This window comes from Saccharothrix variisporea (assembly GCF_003634995.1).
Taxonomy (GTDB): domain Bacteria; phylum Actinomycetota; class Actinomycetes; order Mycobacteriales; family Pseudonocardiaceae; genus Actinosynnema; species Actinosynnema variisporeum.
Genome location: NZ_RBXR01000001.1, coordinates 1,656,655 through 1,677,173, shown reverse-complemented (window position 1 = coordinate 1,677,173; position 20,519 = coordinate 1,656,655). Strand labels below are relative to the sequence as shown.

Here is a 20,519-nt window from a genome sequence, read left to right as displayed (position 1 = left end):
TCCGGCCAGGTCAGGAGTTCATGGCCTCCCGGAGGGAACGGGGGCGCATGTCGGTCCACACCGAGTCCACGTGCGCCGAGCACTCGTCCAAGGTGCCGGTCTTCCCGTCGGCCACCCACCCCGCCGGGACGGGCTGGTGGGCGGGCCACAGGGAGTACTGGCCCTCGTCGTTGACCAGCACCTGGTAAGCGATGTCAGACCTCACGAGACAACCTCCTGATCAGCGTAGCGCCGCAAGGTGGGGCTCACCGTCACGAACGCGGTCACCAAAGCGATCCCGACGGCACACACGACGACCGCGTCGGTGGGCGCCAGGAATTCCGTCAACACACCGCCGAGCACGGGGCCGAGCACGCCCGCGAGCCCCACGGCCACCGCCAGCACCCCGCTGAGCCGCCCGCGCAGCTCGTCGGGTGTCAGCAGGAGCTGGTGCGTCGAGATGGTCGTGTTCGCGGTGGGCGCCAGGACCATCATCAAGGCGAACAACCCACCCAACGCGTACCCGTCGGCAACCAGCAGGGAAACCGGGGTCAGCACGGTCACCGCCCAGAACACGCCGGCGATCGACACGTACGGCCCCAGCACCCGGTGCAGCCTGGGCGCGAGCAGCGACCCGACCACGCCGCCGACGCCGAGCATGGCGGCCATGACGCCGATCACCGCCGGCGACACGCCCCGGTGCTGCGCCAGCACGATCACGACCAGGTAGAAAGCACCGAAGAACAGGTTGAGCACCACCGCGCACAACGCTGTCACCCGGATCTCCCGCAGCTGCCACACCCACCGCAGGCCGGCGCGGATGTCGGCGAGGAAGTTCGTGTCCCCGATGGCCGGAGTCCGGGCAGGCACCCGCAGGAACAGCAGCGTCAAGAAGGCCACGCAGTGGGTCAGAAGGTCCACCAGGAACGGCAGCCACCGGGTCACCGCGAACAACGCACCACCCAACGCCGTCCCGGCCATCTGCCCGAGGGACGTCCGAGCGGAGTTCATCGCCACCGCGGTCGCCAACTGCTCGTCCGGCACCAGCCGCGGCAAACAGGCGTCCTCCGCCGGCTCGAACAACGCCCGGCACACGCCCATCACGGCGGCGACCACGGCCATGTGCGCGACCGAGGCCACCCCGTTCACCAGGGCCAGCACCAGCGACCCCAACGCCACGGCCTGGGCCGCCTCGCAGGCCAGCATGATCCGCCGCCGGTCCCACCGGTCCACCAGCACACCCGCGGGCAGGCCGGCGACCAGTTGGGCCGCCGCGTCCACCGCCAGCACCAGGCCGGACGCGGCCGGCGACCCGGTGACCGCCAGCACCAGCAGCGGGAAGGCGATCAGCGACGCCGAGAAGCCGACCTCGGCCAACGCCTGCCCGCTCCACAGCAGCGTGTAGTTCCGGTTGCGCGCCAACGAGGTGCTCATCGGCAGTCCTCGGCGATCGCCCGCAGCGCGTCCGCGAAGTCCGCCACCACGGCCCGGACCTCGGCCTCCGGGTGCACCTCCGGGTGGAAGTACCAGGAGAACACCAGCCGCCCGTCCCCGGCCTCGCCGACGACCTCGACGAGGTGGTTGGCGGGATCGGACGGGTCGTGGTCGCGGCCGATGGCGGGCAGCACCGCCCGGTACAGCCCTTCGGACTCGTCCGACCCGGTGTCGAACTGCCCCAGGTAGTTGAACGCCACCGCGGGCGTACCGGTCACCGGCAACCGGCCGTGCTGCCGCAGCGCCCCGCACCCCAGGCCACCGCCCGGCACCGCCCGCAACTGCCGCCGCACCGCCTTGACCCGCGCCCGCCAATCGCCCTCGGGCACGTCCAGCACCACCGGGAAGACCGTGGTGAACCACCCGACCGTGCGGGACAGGTCCACCCCGTCGAACAGGTCTTCCCGGCCGTGCCCTTCGAGGTCCACGGCGACCCGCGATTCGCCCGTCCACCGGCCCAGCGCGTGCGCCAGCGCGGCCAGCAGCACGTCGTTGACCCGCGTCCGGTAGGCCACCGGCGCACCGCGCAGCAACGCGTCCGTGTCCTCGGGCGACAACTCCACGGTGACCACGTCGACCGGGCCGCGCGGCTGTTCCGACGCCGGCACCGGGGTGCTCCAGTGGTCGATCTCGGCGTCGAACCCGCCTTCTTCGACGTGCGCCGACAGCCGCCGCGCCCACTCCTGGAACGACGTCGTCTTGGCACCCAGGTCACCGCCCGAGTAGGCGGTCTCCAGGTCGTCCATCAAGATCCGCCACGACACCCCGTCCACCACCAGGTGGTGCGCCACCAGCAGCAACTCCGGCTCGTCCCCGGCGAACAGCACCGCCTTCAGCAACGGGCCGTTCTCCAGCGAGAAACTGGCGTGCACCGCGTCCGCGTACGCCTCCCGGTCGTCCACATCGGACACCACGGTGAGCACGTCCACGTCCGACACGGGCGCGTTCTCCTGCCGCCACTCGCCGTCGACCTCGCTGTACCGCATCCGCAGGGCGTCGTGGTGCGCCATGAGTGCCTGCAACGCCGACCGCAGGCGCGAGACGTCCACCGCCGGGTCCAGCCGCACGAAGTGGGACTGGTTGAAGTGGTGCGGGTTGCGCCGCCCCGAGTGCAGGAACCAGTGCTGCACGGGCGTGAGCGGCACGTCGCCGACGACCGCCTCCTGCACCCCGGCCGCCGCCTCGACGGTCACCACCGGGGCCAGCTCGGCGATGCTCTGGTGGGCGAACAGGTCCCGCGTGGTGAACCGCAGCCCGGCCTGCCGGGACCGCGCCACGACCTGCATGCTCAGGATCGAGTCGCCGCCCAGCGCGAAGAAGTTGTCCGCCGTGCCGACCCGCGGCACGCCCAGGACGTCCGCCCACACCGCCACCAGCGCCTCCTCGACCGGGCCGGCCGGCGGCACGTACTCCGCCGTGGCCAGGGCCGAGAAGTCCGGCTCGGGCAGCCGCGCCCGGTCCACCTTCCCGTTCGGGCTCACCGGCAGCTCCGCGACCGGCACGAACAGCGACGGCACCAGGTACTCCGGCAGCGACTCGCCGAGGAACTCCCGCAGCCCTTCGACCGCGTCGGATGGCCGTGCACCTCCACCACGCACGCTCGCGCCGACGACGTAGGCGACCAGCCGCTTGTGCCCTGCCCCGTCCGCCCGCGCCACCACGACGGCCTCCCGCACGTCCGGGTGCCGTAGCAACGCCGTCTCGACCTCGCCCAGCTCCACCCGGAACCCGCGGATCTTGACCTGCTCGTCCGCGCGGCCGACGAACTCCAGCTCGCCGCGCCGGTTCCAGCGCACCACGTCCCCGGTCCGGTACATCCGCGACCCGGGCGGGCCGAACGGGTCGGCCACGAACCGCGAGGCGGTCAGGCCGGGCCGGTCCAGGTAGCCGCGCGCGAGGCCGACACCGGACACGAACAGCTCGCCCGGGACCCCGATCGGCACCTGCTGACCTTCGGCGTCGAGGACGTGGACCCGTGTGCCGGGCAGCGGCCGGCCGATCGGCGGCAGCCCGCCCGGCTCCAGCGGTCCGCTCCAGCTCGTGACCACGGTCGACTCGGTGGGGCCGTAGGCGTTGACCATCCGCCGTCCGGGGGCCCACCGCCGGACCAGGTCCGCCGAACACGCGTCACCGCCCACCACGAGCGAGCGGAAGGACGCCAGCGGCCGGTCCGGCACGGTGGCCAGCGCGACCGGCGGGATGAGGGCGTGGGTCACGCCGTGCTCGTCGATGACGTCCGCGAGCTGGTCGCCCAGCAGCGGACCCGGCGGCGGCACGACCAGCGCCGCACCGGCCGGGAGCGCCATGCACAGCTCCAGCACGGAGGCGTCGAAGCTGGGGGAGGAGAACTCCAGCACCCGGTCGCCGGGCCGCACGTCCAGGTGCGCGATCTCGGCCGCCGAGAACGTCGAGATGCCCGCGTGCGTCACCACGACGCCCTTCGGCCGCCCGGTCGAGCCGGAGGTGTAGATCACGTACGCCGGGTGCTCCGGCCGCACCGCCACCCCGGGGTCGTGGTCGGGGCGGCCCGACACGTCGACCGGCCCGTCCAGCACCAGCAGCGGCCGGGCGTCGGCCAGCATGAACTCGATCCGCTCGGCCGGGTACTCCGGGTCGACCGGCAGGAACGCCGCACCCGCCTTGAGCACCGCCAGCTCCGCCACGACCAGGTCCGCCGACCTCGGCAGCCGCACGGCGATCACCGACTCCGGACCCGCGCCGGCCGCGATGAGGTGGTGCGCCAACCGGTTGGCCGCCGCGTTCAGCTCGGCGTAGGTCATCTCCGCCGCACCCGTCAGGGCGAGGGCGTTCGGCGTGCGCTCGACCTGCGCTTCGACCAGGCCCGCGAAGGACACGAACGGGCTCGCCGGACCGCCGTCGCCGAACTCCGCCAACGCCTGGCGCTCGGCGCGGGGCAGCGGCAGGCTCCACAGTGGACGGTCGTCGGCGAGGTCGTCGAGGATGGTCACCAGGTGTTCGGTCAGCCGCTCGACGGTGGAGAGGTCGAACAGGTCGGTGTTGTACTCGACGGACCCGCTCAGCGCGCCGCCGTCCTCCTCGGTGAACTCCACGGTCACGTCGAACCCGGTCGACACCACCGGTCGGCCCACGTCGGTGGCCTCCAGCCCGGCGAACCCGGTCGGTCGTGGCGCGTTCTGCAACGCCACCACCGCCTGGAAGATCGGCGTGCGGCTGGTGTCGCGGTCGGGCTGCACGGCGTCCACGACCCGCTCGAACGGCACGTCCTGGTGGGCGAACGCGGCCAGCACGGTCTCCCGCACCCGGCCCAGCAGCTCGGGGAAGGCCTCGGTCGGCTCGACGTGCGCCCGCAGGGCGAGGGTGTTGACGAAGAACCCGGCCACCCGCTCCAGCTCGGGCCGCTCGCGCCCGGCCGCGACCGTGCCCAGCGCGAAGTCCTGCTGCCCCGACCAGCGGTGGAACAGCACCTGGCAGGCCGCGACCAGCGCCATGAACAGGGTGCAGTCGTGCCGGCGGGCGATGTCCCGCAGCCGGTCGGCGATCTCGCGCGGCACCGCGAACTCCACCTGCGCGCCCGCCGTGGTCTGCACGGGCGGTCGGGGCCGGTCGGTGGGCAGCTCCAGCGCGGGCACGCCGCGCAGCTGCTCGCGCCAGTGGTCCAGCTGGGCGTCCAGGGGCTGCTCGCGTTGCCAGGCCGCGAAGTCCACGTACCGGACGGGCAGGTCGGGCAGGTCTTCACCCTGGTAGAGCGCGGCCAGGTCCGACACCAGCACCCCGCCGGACCACCCGTCGGTGATGATGTGGTGCATGGTCAGCGCGAGCACGTGCTCGTCCGGCGCGATGCGGACCAGCGCGGGCCGGAACAGCGGGCCTTCGCCGAGGTCGAACGGCTCCACCTCGGGCAGCTCGTCCAGCAGCGGCAGCTCGACCTCGTGCGGCGGGTGCACCACCTGCACCGGCAGGCCGTCCACCGCCGGGAACGTCGTGCGCAGCGACTCGTGCCGGGCGACCAGCGCGGTCAGGGCCTGCCGCAGCCGCTCGACGTCCAGCTCACCGCGCAGCCGCACGGCCAGCGGGGTCACGTACTCGGTGCCGCCGGGGGAGAACTGGTCCAGGAACCACAGCCGCTGCTGCGCGAACGACAACGGGAACCCGCCGGACTGTTCGCCGCCGGCCCGCGCGGAGCCGGGCAGCGCGATCGTCGGGTTCGCGCGCGGGATCGGGGTCAGCGCCTCACCGGACAGCGCCGCCGCGAGGCCGGCCACCGTGGGGTGGTCGAACAGGGCGCGCGGCGAGACGTCGAACCGTTCGCGCAGTCGCGCCGCCACCCGGATGCTGCTGATGGAGTCGCCGCCCAGCGCGAAGAAGTCGTCCTCCGCGCCCACCCGGGCCAGGCCCAGCACGTCCGCCCAGATGCCCGCCACCAGCCGTTCGGTGTCGGTGCGCGGCTCGACGTACCCGTCGGCCACGGTCGCGTCCCGGTCGGGCGCGGGCAGCGCGGCCCGGTCCAGCTTGCCGTTGTTGTTCAGCGGCAACCGGTCCAGCCCCACGTACGCCGCCGGCACCATGTGGTCGGGCAGCGACCGGGCGGCGTGCTCGCGCAGCGCGGCGGCCGGCACCGGCTCGTCGGCGACCACGTAGGCCACCAGCCGGTCCTCCCGCGCCACCACGGCGACCTGCCGCACCCCCGGGTACCCGGCCAGCACCGCCTCGACCTCGCCGGGCTCGATGCGGAACCCGCGCACCTTCACCTGCTGGTCGGCGCGGCCGAGGTAGTCCAGCTTGCCGTCCACCCAGCGGGCCAGGTCACCCGACCGGTACATGCGCGACCCGGGCTCGCCGAACGGGTTCGCCACGAACCTCGACGCGGTCAGCCCCGGCCGGTCGAGGTAACCGCGGGCCAGGCCCGGCCCGGCCACGTACATCTCGCCGACCACCCCGGGCGGCACGGGCTGGAGGTCGTCGTCCAGCACGTAGACCCGCAGGTCGGGGATGGGGACGCCGACCGTGCCGTCCGCTTCGGTGTAGGTGACGTGCACGGTGGTCTCGGTGATGCCGTACATGTTGATCAGCTCGCCCGAGCCCTCCCACGCCGACACCTTGCGCAGGTCCAGGGCCTCGCCGCCGAAGATCACGTACCGGGCGCCGGGCTTCTCCGGGATGAGCTGGTAGAACGCCGAAGGCGTCTGGTTGAGCACGGTGACGCCTTCGTCGCGCATGAGCCGGGCGAAGTCGCGCGGCGACCGGGAGACCTCGTAGGGCACGACCACGAGTCGGCCGCCGTGCAGCAGCGGTCCCCAGAGTTCCCAGACGGAGAAGTCGAAGGCGTAGCTGTGGAAGAGGGTCCAGACGTCGTGCTCGTCGAACCGGAACCAGTGCTCGGTGGCGGTGAACAGCCGGATCACGTTGCTGTGGGGGATGATCACGCCCTTGGGCTTGCCGGTCGAGCCCGAGGTGTAGATGACGTACGCCGGGTTCTCCGGCCGCAGCGACGTCTTCGGCGCGTGCACGGGGTAGGCGGACAGGTCCGGCAGCCGGTCGAGCACGGCCACCGGGCGGGCGTCCTCGACCATGCCCGCGATGCGTTCGGCCGGGTAGGCCGGGTCGATCGGCACGTAAGCCGCGCCCGCCTTCAGCACGCCCAGCACCGCGACGACCAGCTCCAGCGACCGGGGGAGCAGGAGTGCCACGAACTGCTCCGGACCCGCTCCCTCGGCGATCAGGTGGTGCGCCAGCCGGTTCGCGCGTTCGTCCAGCTCGCGGTACGTCAGCGACGAGCCGTCGAACGTCACCGCGACCGCGTCGGGCGTGCGGGCGGCCTGGGTCGCGAAGACCTCGGGGATGGTCGTGGTGGGGGCGCTGTGCTCGGTGCCGTTCCAGGCCACCAGGACCTGGTGGCGCTCGTCGTCGGACAGCCAGGGCAGCTCGCCGATGCGGCGGGCCGGGTCGGTGCCCAGCGCGTCGAGCAGCCGGGACAGCCGTGCGCCCAAGGCCTCGACGGTGGTCGCGTCGAACAGGCGAGGGTCGTAGGTCAGCTCGACGTGCAGCGACGAGTCCGCGTGCGCCCGCACGGTCAGCGGGAACGTCGTGGTGTCCAGCCCGTCCACCTCGCCGACCGCCGGCGCGTCACCGGAAGGGGCCTGCACGGGGTAGTTCTCGAACGCCAGCAGGCTGTCGAACAGCCGCCCGCCGGCCAGCGCCTGGACCTGCGCCAGCGACACGAAGTCGTGCCGCCGGGACTCGATCTGCGCGTCCTGGAGCCGCCGCAGCCACGGCACGGTCTCGTCCAGCGGGTCCACGGACACGCGGGTCGGCACGGTGTTGATGAACATGCCCACCATGTCCTCGACACCGGGCAGTTCCGCCGGTCGCCCGGACACCGTGGTGCCGAACACGACGTCCCGCTCACCCGAAGTGCGGGCCAGCAGCAGCGCCCACGCGCCCTGGACCAGCGTGTTCACCGTGAGGCCGTGCGCGCGGGCGACCGCGTCGAGCCGGTCCACCGGCAGGTCCAGCACCACCTGCGCGGAGGACTCGGCGCGGTGGGCGTCGGCGGGCGGGCGGTCGAAGGGCAGGGGAGTGGGCGCGGTGCGGCCCGCCACGACGGTCCGCCAGTGCGCCTCGGCCGCCGCGTGGTCCTGCTCGCCCAGCCACGCCAGGTAGTCGCGGAACGGCCGCCGCGCGACCGGCGCGTCCCCGGTGTACTCGGCCAGCACCTCACCGAACACCTGGGACGTGCTCCACCCGTCGAGCAGCAGGTGGTGCGAGGTCCACAGGACGTCCACCTCGGTGTCGGACACCCGCCCGATCACCAGCCGCATGAGCGGGGCGCGGGTGAGGTCGAGGCCTGCTTCGGCGTCCCGCGCCACCAGGTCGTCGGTGACCGGCGCGAACTCCACCGGCACGACGACGTCGCGGTTGACGACCTGCACCGGCTCGTCCACGCCCTCCCACACCACGCTGGTGCGCAGCACGGGGGTGCGGTCCACGACCCGTTGCCAGGCCTGGGCGAGCTTCTCCGGGGAGTCCACACCGGACAGTCGGACGCGGAGCTGGTTGAAGTAGGCCGAACCGTCGTCGACCAGGCTGTGGAACAGCATGCCGGTCTGCAACGGCGTCAGCGGGTAGACGTCCTCGACGTCCGGCGTGACGAGCCGGTCCACCTGCTCCTGGGTCAGCCGGGCGAGCGGGAAGTCCGAGGGCGTCCGGCCCCAGGCGTCCGCGCAGTGCGCCACGATCTCGCGCAGGGCGTCCAGCATCCGGTCGGCCAGCGCGCGGACACCGTCCTCGGTGTCGACCTCGGTCGAGTACTCCCAGTCCAGCACCAGTTCGCCGCCGGTGACGGCCGCCGTGACGTCCAGGAGGTTGGGGCGGATGACGTCGTCGGGCACCTCGCGGCCGTGCTCGACGTCCACGGTGTCCTCGTCGAACCGGCCCAGGTAGTTGAACGAAACCCGGGGCAGCGGGCCGCTCAGCTTGCCCGCGTATTTCAGGGCCTCGTAGCTCAACCCCTTGTGCGGCACGGCCCGGAGCTGTTCCTTGACGGCCTTGAGCGCGTCGCCCCAGTCGGCGGGCACGTCCAGGGCCACCGGGAACTGGGTGGTGAACCAGCCGACCGTGCGGGAGAGATCGGCGTCGGGGAACAGTTCCTCGCGGCCGTGGCCCTCCAGCACCACCAGCACCCGGCCCGCGAACGCCGCCGCCAACGCGGCCAGCAGCACGTCGTTGACCTGCGTCCGGTACGCCTCGGGCACCTGGTGGAGCAGGGCTTCGGTCTCGTCCCGGCCCAGCCGCACGACGACGTTCCGCGCGCTGCCGGCGGTGGTGGGCACGGGTTCTTCGGTCGGCACGGCCTGCCAGTACGGCACGGCGTCGTCCAGCGCGCCTTCACGCACGTGGGCGTCCAGGCGGTGGGCCCAGTCGGTGAACGGCAAGCTCCGCGGACCCAGGTCGCCGCCGTCGTAGGCCGTGCGGAGGTCTTCGAGGACCACTCGCCAGGAGACGGCGTCCACGACCAGGTGGTGCGCGGTGAGGAACAGCCGGCCGTCCGGGAACAGCACGGCCCGGAACAGCGGACCCCGCCGCAGGTCGAGGCTCTGCCGGGCGGCCGTCGCCTCGGCCTCGTAGTCCACAGTGGACGCGAGGTGTAGGACGTCGTGGACTTCGCCGACCTCCTGCCGCCACTCGCCGTCGACCTCGACGAACCGGGTGCGCAGGGCCGGGTGGTGCGCCACCACGGCGTTCAGGGCGTCGCGCAGGCGGGGGACCACGACGTCGCCCCACTCCGTGAGCACCGACATCGTGAAGTGCGACAGCGGTCCGTGCTCGGCGAAGAACCACCGCTGGATCGGGGTCAGCGGGGCCGGGCCCGTGAAGGCCTCGGTGGTCGTGGTGTCCTCGGTCGCGGTGACCGCCAGGGCGAGGTCGGCGACCGTCTGGCGCAGGAACACGTCCTTCGAGGTCAGCCGCAGGCCGGCCTGCCGTGCGCGGGACACCACCTGCATGCTCAGGATGGAGTCGCCGCCCAGGCCGAAGAAGTTGTCCCGTGCGCCGACCCGCTCGACCCCGAGCACCTCGGCCCAGATCCGCGCCAGTTCCGCCTCGACGGGGGTGCGCGGCTGCACGTACCCGGCGTCGGAGAACGTGGGCGCGGGCAGCGCGCGGCGGTCCACCTTGCCGGTGACGGTCAGCGGGATCGCGTCGAGCGTGACGAACGCGGACGGCACCAGGTGTTCGGGCAGTCGGTCCTTCAGCCAGGCGCCCAGGTCGGTCGCGGTGCCCACGACGTAGGCGACGAGCCGCTGGTGGCCGTGGTGCTCGCGGGCGACGACCACGGCCTGCCGCACGTCCGGGTGGGTCAGCAGCGCGGTCTCGACCTCGGCGGGTTCGACCCGGTAGCCGCGGACCTTGACCTGGTCGTCGGTGCGGCCCAGGTACTCCAGCTGGTCGCCGACCCAGCGGACGCGGTCGCCGGTGCGGTACATGCGTCCGCCGGTGAAGGGGTCGGGCAGGAACCGTTGAGCGGTCAGGCCGGGGCGGTTCAGGTAGCCGCGGGCGACCTGGGGTCCGGCGATGTAGAGCTCGCCGGGGACGCCTTCGGGTTGGGGCTGGAGGTTGGCGTCGAGGACGTAGGCGGTGAGGTTGTGCAGGGGGCGGCCGATGAACGGGCGGTCACCCTGTACGGGTGTGGAGACCGCGTCCACCGTGGTTTCCGTGGGGCCGTAGAAGTTGTAGGCGCGGGTGTTCGACGCGGCCAGTTGGCGCCAGAGCGCGGTGTCGAGGGCTTCGCCGCCGAGGGTGAGGATCTTCGGCGTGTGCTCGCCGTGCTCGCCGTCGAGGAGCCCGGCGGCCAGGAGTTGCCGCGCGAACGGCGGGCCGGCGTCGACCAGGTCGAGGCGGTGGTCGCGGACGTACCGGACGAACTCGGCCGGTTCCAGGCGGACGTCGTCGGTGATGACGTGCACCTCGTGCCCGTCGGCCAGCAGGACCAGGCCCTCCCAGGAGGTGTCGAAGGAGAACACCGCCGACAGCGCGACCCGCAGGTGCTCGCCGGCGAAGTCGTGGCGGTGGTTGTGCAGGAGGTTCACCAGGTTGCGGTGCTCGACCACGACGCCCTTGGGCGTGCCCGTGGAGCCGGAGGTGTAGATGACGTAGGCCGCGTTGTCGGGCCTGAGGTCCACGTGCGGCGGGGTGTCCGGGCATCGGGTGAGGTCGGGCCAGGTGTCCAGCACGACGACCGGGGCGGCGTCGCTGAGCAGGAGGTCCGCGCGCTCGGCGGGCAGGTTCGGGTCCACCGGCAGGTACACCGCGCCCGCCTTGTGCACGGCGAGGACTGCCACGACGGCGTCGGCCGACCGGGGCAGGCGCACCGCCACCGTCCGCTCGGGGCGTGCGCCTCGGCTGATGAGGTGGTGGGCCAGGCGGTTGGCGCGGGCGTCCAGTTCGGCGAAGGTGAGCCGGACGTCCCCGCAGACCACGGCGGTCGCGTCGGGCGTCTTGCGGGCCTGCGCCTCGAACAGGGCTGGGAACGTCGTGGCGGGAACGTCCAGCCGTGGTCCGTGCGGGCTCGGCTCGTCGCCCAGCAGGAGGGGGATCTCGCGCAGCGGGCGGTCGGGGTCGGTCACGACTTCGGCGAGCAGGGTCACGAGGTGCCGGCACAGCCGCTCGACCGTGGCCGCGTCGAACAGGTCCGTGCTGTACTCGACCGCGCCCAGCAGGTCGTCGCCGGACTCGCCGAACTCGAAGGTCAGGTCGCACAGGGCCGACACGGTCGGGATGCGCAGCTCCTCGACGTGCAGGCCGGGCAGCTCGGGGACCTCGCTCGCGGTGTTCTGCACCAGGACCATCACGTCGAACAGGGCGTTGCGGCTCGGGTCGCGCTCGGGGCGCACCGCCTCCACCACCCGCTCGAACGGCACGTCCTGGTGGGCGAAGGCGTCCAGCGCGGTGGCCTTGGCCCGGGCCAGCAGGCCGGTGAAGGTGTCGTCGGTGTCCACAGTGGACCGCAGCACGAGCGTGTTGACGAACAGGCCGACCACGTCGTCCAGCTCGGCCCGGCCGCGACCGGACACGGCGGTGCCGACCGCGATGTCGTCCTGGCCGGTGTAGCGGGCCAGCAGCGCCTGGCAGGCCGCGACCAGCGTGGTGAAGAGGGTGTCGCCGCGTTGTTGCGCCAGCTTCCTCAGGTTCCTCGCCACCTCCGCCGGGACGGTGAACGCGTGCGCCGCGCCCTGTCCGGTGCGCACCGCCGGCCGGGGGCGGTCGGTGGGCAGTTCCAGCGGGGGCACGCCCTTGAGCACGTCCGCCCAGTGGTCGGCGGGCGGGTCCTCGTGCCAGGCCGTGTAGTCGACGTACTGCACGGGCAGCGGCGGGAGGTCGTCGCCGGCGTAGAGGGCGGTGAGGTCGCGGGCCAGCACGCCCGTGGACCAGCCGTCGGTGATGATGTGGTGCAGGGTCAGGACGAACACGTGGTCGTCGTCGGCGACGCGGACCAGGCGTGCCCGGACCAGCGGGCCTTCGCGCAGGTCGAACGGGGTGCTGACCTCCTGGCGCAGCACGTCCTGCCAGTCACCGCGTTCGACGGACAGGGGCAGGTCGAACGGCTCGTGGATGATCTGGACGTCGTCGTCGAACGTGGTGCGCAGCGACTCGTGCCTCCGGATCAGGCCGTTGAGCGCTTGGCGGAGGGCTTCGAGGTCGAGCGGTCCGCGCAGGCGCAGGGCGGTGGGGGTGACGTAGTCGGTGCTGCCGGGTTCGAAGCGGTCCAGGAACCACAGCCGCCGCTGGGCGGGGGACTGGGGGTGGACGCCACCACGCGGGATCACCGGGATGGCGTCCACCGCACTCATTCCGGCGATCGCGGTCGCGAGGCCGGACACCGTGGGGTGCTGGAAGACGGCACGGGGGGACAGCTGCACGCCGAACGCCTCGCGCAGCCGCGAGGTGACACCGATGCTGAGGATCGAGTCACCGCCGAGCGCGAAGAAGTTGTCGTCCGCGCCGACCCGGTCGAGCTTGAGCACGTCCGCCCAGACCCGCGCGACCGTGCGCTCGGCCGGCGTGCGCGGCTCGGTGAACCCGCCCGCGAACTGCGGTGTCGGCAGCGCCTTGTGGTCGAGTTTCCCGCTGGGCGACAGGGGGAAGGCGTCGAGGACGACGACCGCCGAGGGGACCATGTAGTCGGGCAGGGTCTTGGCGAGGTGGTCGCGCGGGTCTTCGTCGGGCGTGCCGGTGACGTACCCGACGAGCCTCTGGTCCCGGAGGACCACCACGGCGTCCCGCACCCCCGGCACGCCCCGCAACGCCGCCGCCACTTCCCCCGGTTCGATCCGGAAGCCGCGCAGCTTCACCTGGTCGTCGGCGCGGCCGAGGTAGTCGAGGGTGCCGTCGTCGAGCCAGCGGACCCGGTCGCCGGTGCGGTACATGCGTCCGCCGGTGAACGGGTCGGGCAGGAACCGCTGGGCGGTCAGGCCGGGCCGGTTCAGGTAGCCGCGCCCGACCTGCGCGCCACCGACGTACAGCTCGCCGGGGATGCCGGGCGGCACCGGGCGCAGGTCGTCGTCCAGCACGTAGGCCTTGGCGTTGCGCAGCGGGCGCCCGATGAGCGGCCGGTCGCCGGTCACCTCGGTCGAAGTCGCGTCGACCGCGGCCTCCGTGGGGCCGTAGTAGTTGAAGCCGCGGACGGGGGAGTCGGCGATCCTGCGCCACAGCGCGGCGTCCACGGCTTCGCCGCCCAGCATGAGCTGTCGCAAGCCGGAGTCGAGGAGGCCGGCGGCGATGAGGCGGTGGGCGTAGGAGGGGGTGAGGTCCATCGTGCCGATGCGGTGGTCGCGGACGTAGGCGACCAGGCGGTCGGGGTCCAGGCGCAGCTCGTCGTCGATGACGTGCAGCTCGTGGCCGGCGGCGAGGAAGAGCAGCCCTTCCCAGGAGGTGTCGAAGGAGAAGGTGGCGGTGAGGGCGAAGCTGGTGCGCTCGTCGGTCATGAGCTCACGCCGGTTGGCCTCGAAGAGGTTGGCCAACTGCCGGTGCTCCACAACCACGCCCTTCGGCTTGCCGGTGGAGCCGGACGTGTAGATGATGTAGGCCGCTTGCTCGGGCCGGATCACGACGTCCGGCGGCTGGTCCTGGTCCTGGTCCCGGTCTTGGTCCTGGTTCGGCCGGCCGTCCGGCAGATTCACCTGATCGGGCGACATGCAGGATCCGCGACCAACTCCCGACTCGCGCGTCCCGTAAGTGAGGAACGCGGGGGGCAGGCAGTCGAGCACGAGCTTGGGCCGGGCGTCGGCGAGCAGGAGCTCGATCCGGTCCCGGGGCAGGGTGGGGTCGATCGGCAGGTAGACACCCCCGGCCTTGAGGATGCCCAACATGGCGACGACGACCTCGGCCGACCGCGCCATCCGCACCGCGACCACGTCCTCGGCCCCGACACCGGCGGCCAGGAGGTAGTGCGCCACCCGATTCGCCGCCGCCTCGAGCTCGGCAAACGTCAACACCACGCTGCCGCTGGGCCCGGTGGTGGCGGCTGGGCTGGCGGTGGCGGTTGGGCTGGCGGTGGCGGTTGGGCTGGCGGTGGCGGTTGGGCTGGCGGTGGCGGTTGGGCTGGCGGTGGCGGTCGCGCTGGTGGCGGCGGTCGCGCTGGTGGCGGCGGAGGGGCTGGTGGCGCTCGGGGTGTCGGCAGGGCGGGCGGCGTCGGTGGGGAGGGCGGGCCTCGCGTCGGCAGGCGTCGTGCCCGCGGTGGGGGCGGCGAGGCGGGGCGCGCCGGCGGGGTGGGGCGCGCTGGGGCTGGTCGCGTCGGCGGGGTCGGGTGCGCCGGCCGGGTGGGGCGTGTCGGCTGGGTGGGGCGCGTCGGCTGGGTGGGGCGTGCCGGGGGATGTGGGGTGACTGCCGGTGGTCGTGGGGTGGAAGACGAGGGCGATTGCGTCCGGGGTTTTGCGGGCCTGGGCGGCGAAGACGGTCGGGTAGGGGGTGCCGGGGGTGGGGAGGTCGGTGTGGTTCCAGTCGGTGAGGACTTGGCGTTCGTCCTCGGGGGACAGCCACGGGAGGTCGCCCAGGCGGGTCTCCGGCTGGGTGACCAGGGCCGTGACCAGGGCGCGCAGCCAGTCGGCCAGGCGGGTGGCGGTGGTGGTGTCGAAGAGGGTCGGGTCGTAGGCCAGGTCCAGGGTCAGGTGGGTGTTGCCGTGGGCGGTGAGGGTCAGGGGGAGGGTGGTGTTGTCGATCGCGTCCACCTCGGCCACCCGGGGGCCGTCACCTGACTGGTCGAACGGGTAGTTCTCGAAGACGACGACCGCGTCGAACAGGCGCGTCCCCACCCACGACTGGATGTCCGCCAGCGACGTGTGGTCGTAGCGGCGGGCTTCGGCCTGGGCCGACTGGAGGTCTTGCAACCAGGTGGCGGTCTGCGCGGCCGTGTCGACGGCGACCCTCGTGGGGACGGTGTTGATCAGCATGCCGACCATGTCCTCGACGCCGGGCAACTCGGCGGGACGGCCGGAGACCGTGCTGCCGAAGACCACGTCCCGCTCGCCCGACACCCGCGACAGCAGCAAACCCCACGCGCCCTGCACGACGGTGTTCACGGTCAGGCCCAAGCGTTGCGGAGCGTCCCCGAGGTCCACGCTGACCTGCACGTGTGCCGTCGACTCGGCCCGGTGCGCCTCGGCGGGAGGACGGTCGTAGGGGAGAGGCGTGGGAACGTCCACATCGGACAGAGCGGCGCGCCAGTACGGCTCGGCGTCGGGTTGTTCGGAGAGCCAGTCCAGGTAGTCGCGGAACGGGCGGCGGGTCGGCACCCGCGCCGTCGAACCGGTGGTGATGGCACGGTAGTGCTCCAAGACCTCCGCGAAGACCTGACCGGTGCTCCACCCGTCCAGCACGACGTGGTGCGAGGTCCACACGACCTCCACCCGGTCCCCGCCCAACGGCGTGACCGACACCCGCAGCAGCGGAGCGGAATCAAGGGTGATCTCGCCGGACGAAGGCAGCACCACCGACCGGTGCACCACCTGCACGGGCTCGTCCACCCCGTCCCACACGACCGACGTGCGCAACACCGGCGTCCGGTCCACCACCCGCTGCCACGCCTCGCGCAGCGCCGCCGCGTCCGACACCCCGTCGAGCACCAGTCGCACGCGGTCCACGTACGCCCCGGGCTCCACCAGGCTGTGGAACACCATGCCCGCCTGCAACGGCGTCAGCCGGTAGACGTCCTCGACGTCCGGCCCCGCGATGCGGTCCACCTGCTCCTGCGTCAACCGCGCCAACGGGAAGTCCGACGGCGTCCGCCCACCGGCACCGGGTGTCGCACAATGCGCCACGATCTCCCGCAACGCCTCCACGACCCGCTCGGCCAACCGCCGCACAGTGGCTTCGGAGTGCACGTTCGCCGAGTAGTCCCAGCGCAGCTCCAGCGACCCGTTCTCCACCAGCCCGGTCACGTCCAGCAGGTGCGGCCGGGTCTGCGCGGGGTCCACGTCGTCGTCGGGCAGGTCCCGCCGCGCCCGGAACAGCCCGCCACCGCCGACGTCGAACCGGCCGTGGTAGTTGAACGACACCTCCGGCAGCCCGGTCAGCCCCAGGGCCTCGTAGCTCAACCCCCGGTGCGGCACCGCCCGCAGGGCCTCCTTCACCGCCTTGAGCGTGCGCCCCCAGTCGTCACTCGTCTCCAGCACGACCGGGAACTGCGTGGTGAACCAGCCGACCGTGCGCGCGAGATCCGCGTCGAACAGCTCCTCGCGCCCGTGCCCCTCCAGCGCGACGCTCACCGCGGACTGCCCGGTCCACTCCGCCAACGCCCGCCCGACCGCGCTCAGCAGCACGTCGTTGACCTGCGTCCGGTACACCGGCGGCACGTCGTGCAGCAGGGCGTCCGTGGTCTCCCGGTCCAACCGCACCGACACCGACCGCGTCGAGGCGACGGTGTTGTCCCCGTCGAGGTCCACCGGCAGCGGCACCGCCGGGGGCAGCGACCGCCAGTACTCCCGGGCGTCGTCCAACCCGCCCTGCCGGACGTGCTCGTCCAGCCGGTGCGCCCAGTCGGTGAACGACGTTCCGACGGCGTCCAAAGGTTCGCCCCGGTACGCCTTCTCCAAGTCCTCCAACAAGATCCGCCACGACACACCGTCGACCACCAGGTGGTGGACGACCAGCAGCAGCGACGGCGGGTCACCGGGGAGGAACACCGCCCGCAGCAACGGCCCGCGCGAGATGTCCAACGACCGCCGTGCCGCAGAAGCCGCAGCCGTCACGTCCGAGCCGACCGAGAACACCTCGGCCGAGTCAGGGGCGACTTCCTGCACCCAACCCGAGCCGTCACGGCGGAACCGCAGCCGCAGGGCGTCGTGGTGCGCCACCACCGCACGCACTGCGGCACGGAGAGCGTCCGGGTCGACCGCCGGGTCCAGCTCCACCAGCAGCGACATGGTGAAGTGCGCCAACGGCCCGTGCTCGGCGAAGAACCACCGCTGGATCGGCGTCAGTGGCGCGGGACCGGTGAACACCCGCGCCGGCGCGGCCTCCTCCGCCTCCGGGGAGGCGGCGACCGACGCCAGCTCGGCGATGGTCTGGTGCCGGAACACGTCCCGCGAGGTCAGCCGCAGCCCGGCCTGCCGGGCCAACGACACCACCCGGATGGACAGGATCGAGTCGCCGCCCAGGGTGAAGAAGTTGTCGTGCACACCGACCTGCGCGGCACCCAGCACGTCCGCCCAGATCCGGGCCAGCGCTGCCTCCGCCGCCGTCCGCGGGGCGACCACCTCGCCGGCCGCACGCACCTCCGGCGCGGGCAGGGCCGCCTTGTCCAGCTTCCCGTTGGGCGTCAACGGGATGCGCTCCAGCTCCACGAACGCCGCCGGGACCTGGTAGTCCGGCAGCAGCCGCTTGAGGTGGTCGCGCAGGTCGGTCGGCACGTCGGCCACCACGTAGGCGACCAGGCGGGTGTGGCCGTCGTCGGTGCGGGCCACCACGGCGGCCTCGCGGACGTCCGGGTGCGACAGCAGCGCCGCCTCCACCTCGCCGGGTTCGATGCGGTAGCCGCGGACCTTCACCTGGTCGTCGGTGCGGCCCAGGTACTCGAGCTGGTCGCCGACCCACCGCACCCGGTCGCCGGTCCGGTACATGCGGGACCCGGGCGCGCCGAACGGGTCGGCCAGGAACCGGGACGCGGTCAGGCCGGGCCGGTCGAGGTAGCCGCGCGCGACCTGGGGGCCCGCGATGAACAGCTCACCGGGCACGCCCACCGGCTGCGGCTGGAGGTTCTCGTCCAGCACGTACGCCGTGAGGTTGTGCAACGGACGCCCGATGACCGGCCGGTCGCCCTCCACCAGCGTCGACACCGCGTCGACCGTGGTCTCGGTCGGCCCGTAGAAGTTGTAGGCCCGGGTCGGGGACGCCGCCAGCTCCCGCCACAGCGCGGCACCCAGCGCCTCGCCGCCCAGCATCAGCACCTTCGGCCGGTGCGGGCCGTCGAGGAGTCCGGCGGGCAGGAGTTGCTGCACGTAGGACGGGGTGAGGTCGAGGAAGTCGATCCGGTGCTCCCGCACGTAGGACACCAGTGCGGCGGGCTCCAGCCGGACCTCGTCGGTCAGCACGTGCAGCTCGTGGCCGTCGGCCATGAGCACCAGGCCTTCCCACGACGTGTCGAACGAGAACACCGCCGACAACGCGACCCGCAGGTGCTCGGAGGCGAAGTCGTTGCGGTGGTTGTGCAGCAGGTGCACGAGGTTGCGGTGCTCCACCACGACACCCTTGGGCGTGCCGGTGGAGCCGGAGGTGTAGATGACGTAAGCGGCCTGGTCCGCTCTGATCCGCACGTCCGGCGGCGTGTCGGGCATCCCGGTGGTGTCCGGGAGGCGGTCGAGCACCCGCACCGCGCCCGAGTCCGTGACCAGGTGCGCCTTGCGCTGCTCGGGCAGCGTCGGGTCCACCGGCAGGTACACCGCGCCCGCCTTCAGCACGCCCAGCACCGCGACCACCGCGTCCACCCCGCGCGGCAGCGACAACGCGACCACCTGCTCCGACCGCACGCCGTCGGCCAGCAACCGGTGCGCGAGGCGGTTCGCGCGGGCCTCCACCTCGGCGTAGGTCAGGCGGTCGGTGCCGCACACCAGCGCGGTCGCGTCCGGAGTGCGCGAGACCTGGGCCTCGAACAGCGCCGGGAACGTGGTGTCCGGGACCTCCAGCGCCGGACCGTGCGGCGACGGCTCGTCCCCGAGCAGCAGCGGCACCTCGGCCAGCGGCCGGTCCGGCTCGGCGACCACCCGGGCCAGCAGGATCAGCAGGTGGCGGCACAGCCGTGCGACGGTCTCGGCGTCGAACAGGTCCGTGCTGTACTCGACCAGCCCGTGCACGCCCTCGCCGGTCTCGGTGAAGTCCAGGCTCAGGTCGAAGTTCGCGTGCCGCCGGGTGAGCGGGTGCTCGCTGACCTCCAACCCGGGCAGGGCGGGCAGCGCGGTCCCGGCGTTCTGCATCACCACCATCACGTCGAACAGCGGCGTGCGGCTCGGGTCGCGGGGCACGCCCAGCGCCTCCACGACCTTGTCGAACGGGACGTCGTCGTGCGCGAACGCGTCCAGCACACCCGTCCGGGCCTCCGCCAGCAGCGCGGCGAACGACCGTGAGGTGTCCACAGTGGACCGCAACACGACCGTGCCGACGAAGAAGCCCACCAGCCGCTGGAGTTCGGGCCGGTTGCGGCCGGTCGTCACCGTGCCGACCGCGATGTCGTCCTGACCGGTGTACCGGGCCAGCAGCGCCTGGCACGCCGTCAGCAGCACCGTGAACAGCGTCGTCTCGTGCGCGCGGGCCAGCTCGACCAGCCGTGACGACAGCAGCGGCGGCACGGTGAACTCGTGCGACGCACCCGCCGACGTGCGCTCCGCCGGACGCGGCCGGTCGGTCGGCAGCTCCAGCGGCGCCACCCCGGCCAGCCGCTCGCGCCAGTAGTCCAGGTCGAGGGACCTGCCGCGCTGCCACACCGCGTAATCGGCGTACCGCAGGGCGACCGGCGGCAGGGTCTCGCCCCGGTACAGCGCGCCCAGCTCCTCGGCCAGCACGCCCAGCGACCAGCCGTCCACGACGATGTGGTGCGAGGTCAGCAGCAGCACGTGGTCACCGGCGTGCCGGTACAGCGCCGCCCGGAACAGCGGCCCGTTCACCAGGTCGAACGGCCGCTCGACCTCGGCGCGCAGCACGGCGTCGAGGTCGTCGGCGTCGAGCACCGGCACGTCCAGGACCACGTCCCGCACGACCTGCACCGGCTCGCCGCCGACCTCGGTGAACGTGGTGCGCAGCGACTCGTGCCGCCGCACCAGCTCCCGCAACGCACCGGTCAGCCGGGGCACGTCCAGCGCCCCGCGCAGTCGCAGGGCCAGCGCGGTGTTGTACTCGGTCGGCTGCATCTGGTGCAGGAACCACAGCCGCTGCTGACCCGCCGACAGCGGGAACGGCCCGTCACCGGGCGCGGTCGGGATCACGTCGGCGGGCGCGGCGGTGCGGCCGGCGAGCCGCTGGCGCAGCTTGTCGCGCAGGTGGGCGGGCAGCGCGGAGATGCGGTCTTCCCTGGAGGTGGTCAT

At 73.0% G+C, this 20,519-nt stretch carries 3 protein-coding genes; all 3 read right to left on the bottom strand.

What is annotated here, in order from left to right; translation table 11 throughout:
- Positions 1–10 precede the first annotated feature (10 nt).
- From DFJ66_RS07070 to DFJ66_RS07060, 3 genes are read right to left on the bottom strand one after another with little or no spacing between them, the layout of a single operon-like run.
- Complete coding sequence (locus tag DFJ66_RS07070; RefSeq protein ID WP_121219101.1) at positions 11–205, bottom strand: MbtH family protein; 195 nt, start codon at positions 203–205, stop codon at positions 11–13.
- Positions 202–1,413: an MFS transporter gene (locus DFJ66_RS07065; RefSeq protein ID WP_121219099.1), complete on the bottom strand. Its 1,212-nt coding sequence runs from the start codon at positions 1,411–1,413 to the stop codon at positions 202–204. Before DFJ66_RS07065 ends, DFJ66_RS07070 begins: the two co-directional genes overlap by 4 nt.
- Positions 1,410–20,519 (bottom strand): non-ribosomal peptide synthase/polyketide synthase, encoded by a 19,110-nt coding sequence (locus DFJ66_RS07060; RefSeq protein ID WP_121219097.1) that lies wholly within the window; start codon positions 20,517–20,519, stop codon positions 1,410–1,412. The genes DFJ66_RS07065 and DFJ66_RS07060 overlap by 4 nt, the downstream gene beginning before the upstream one ends.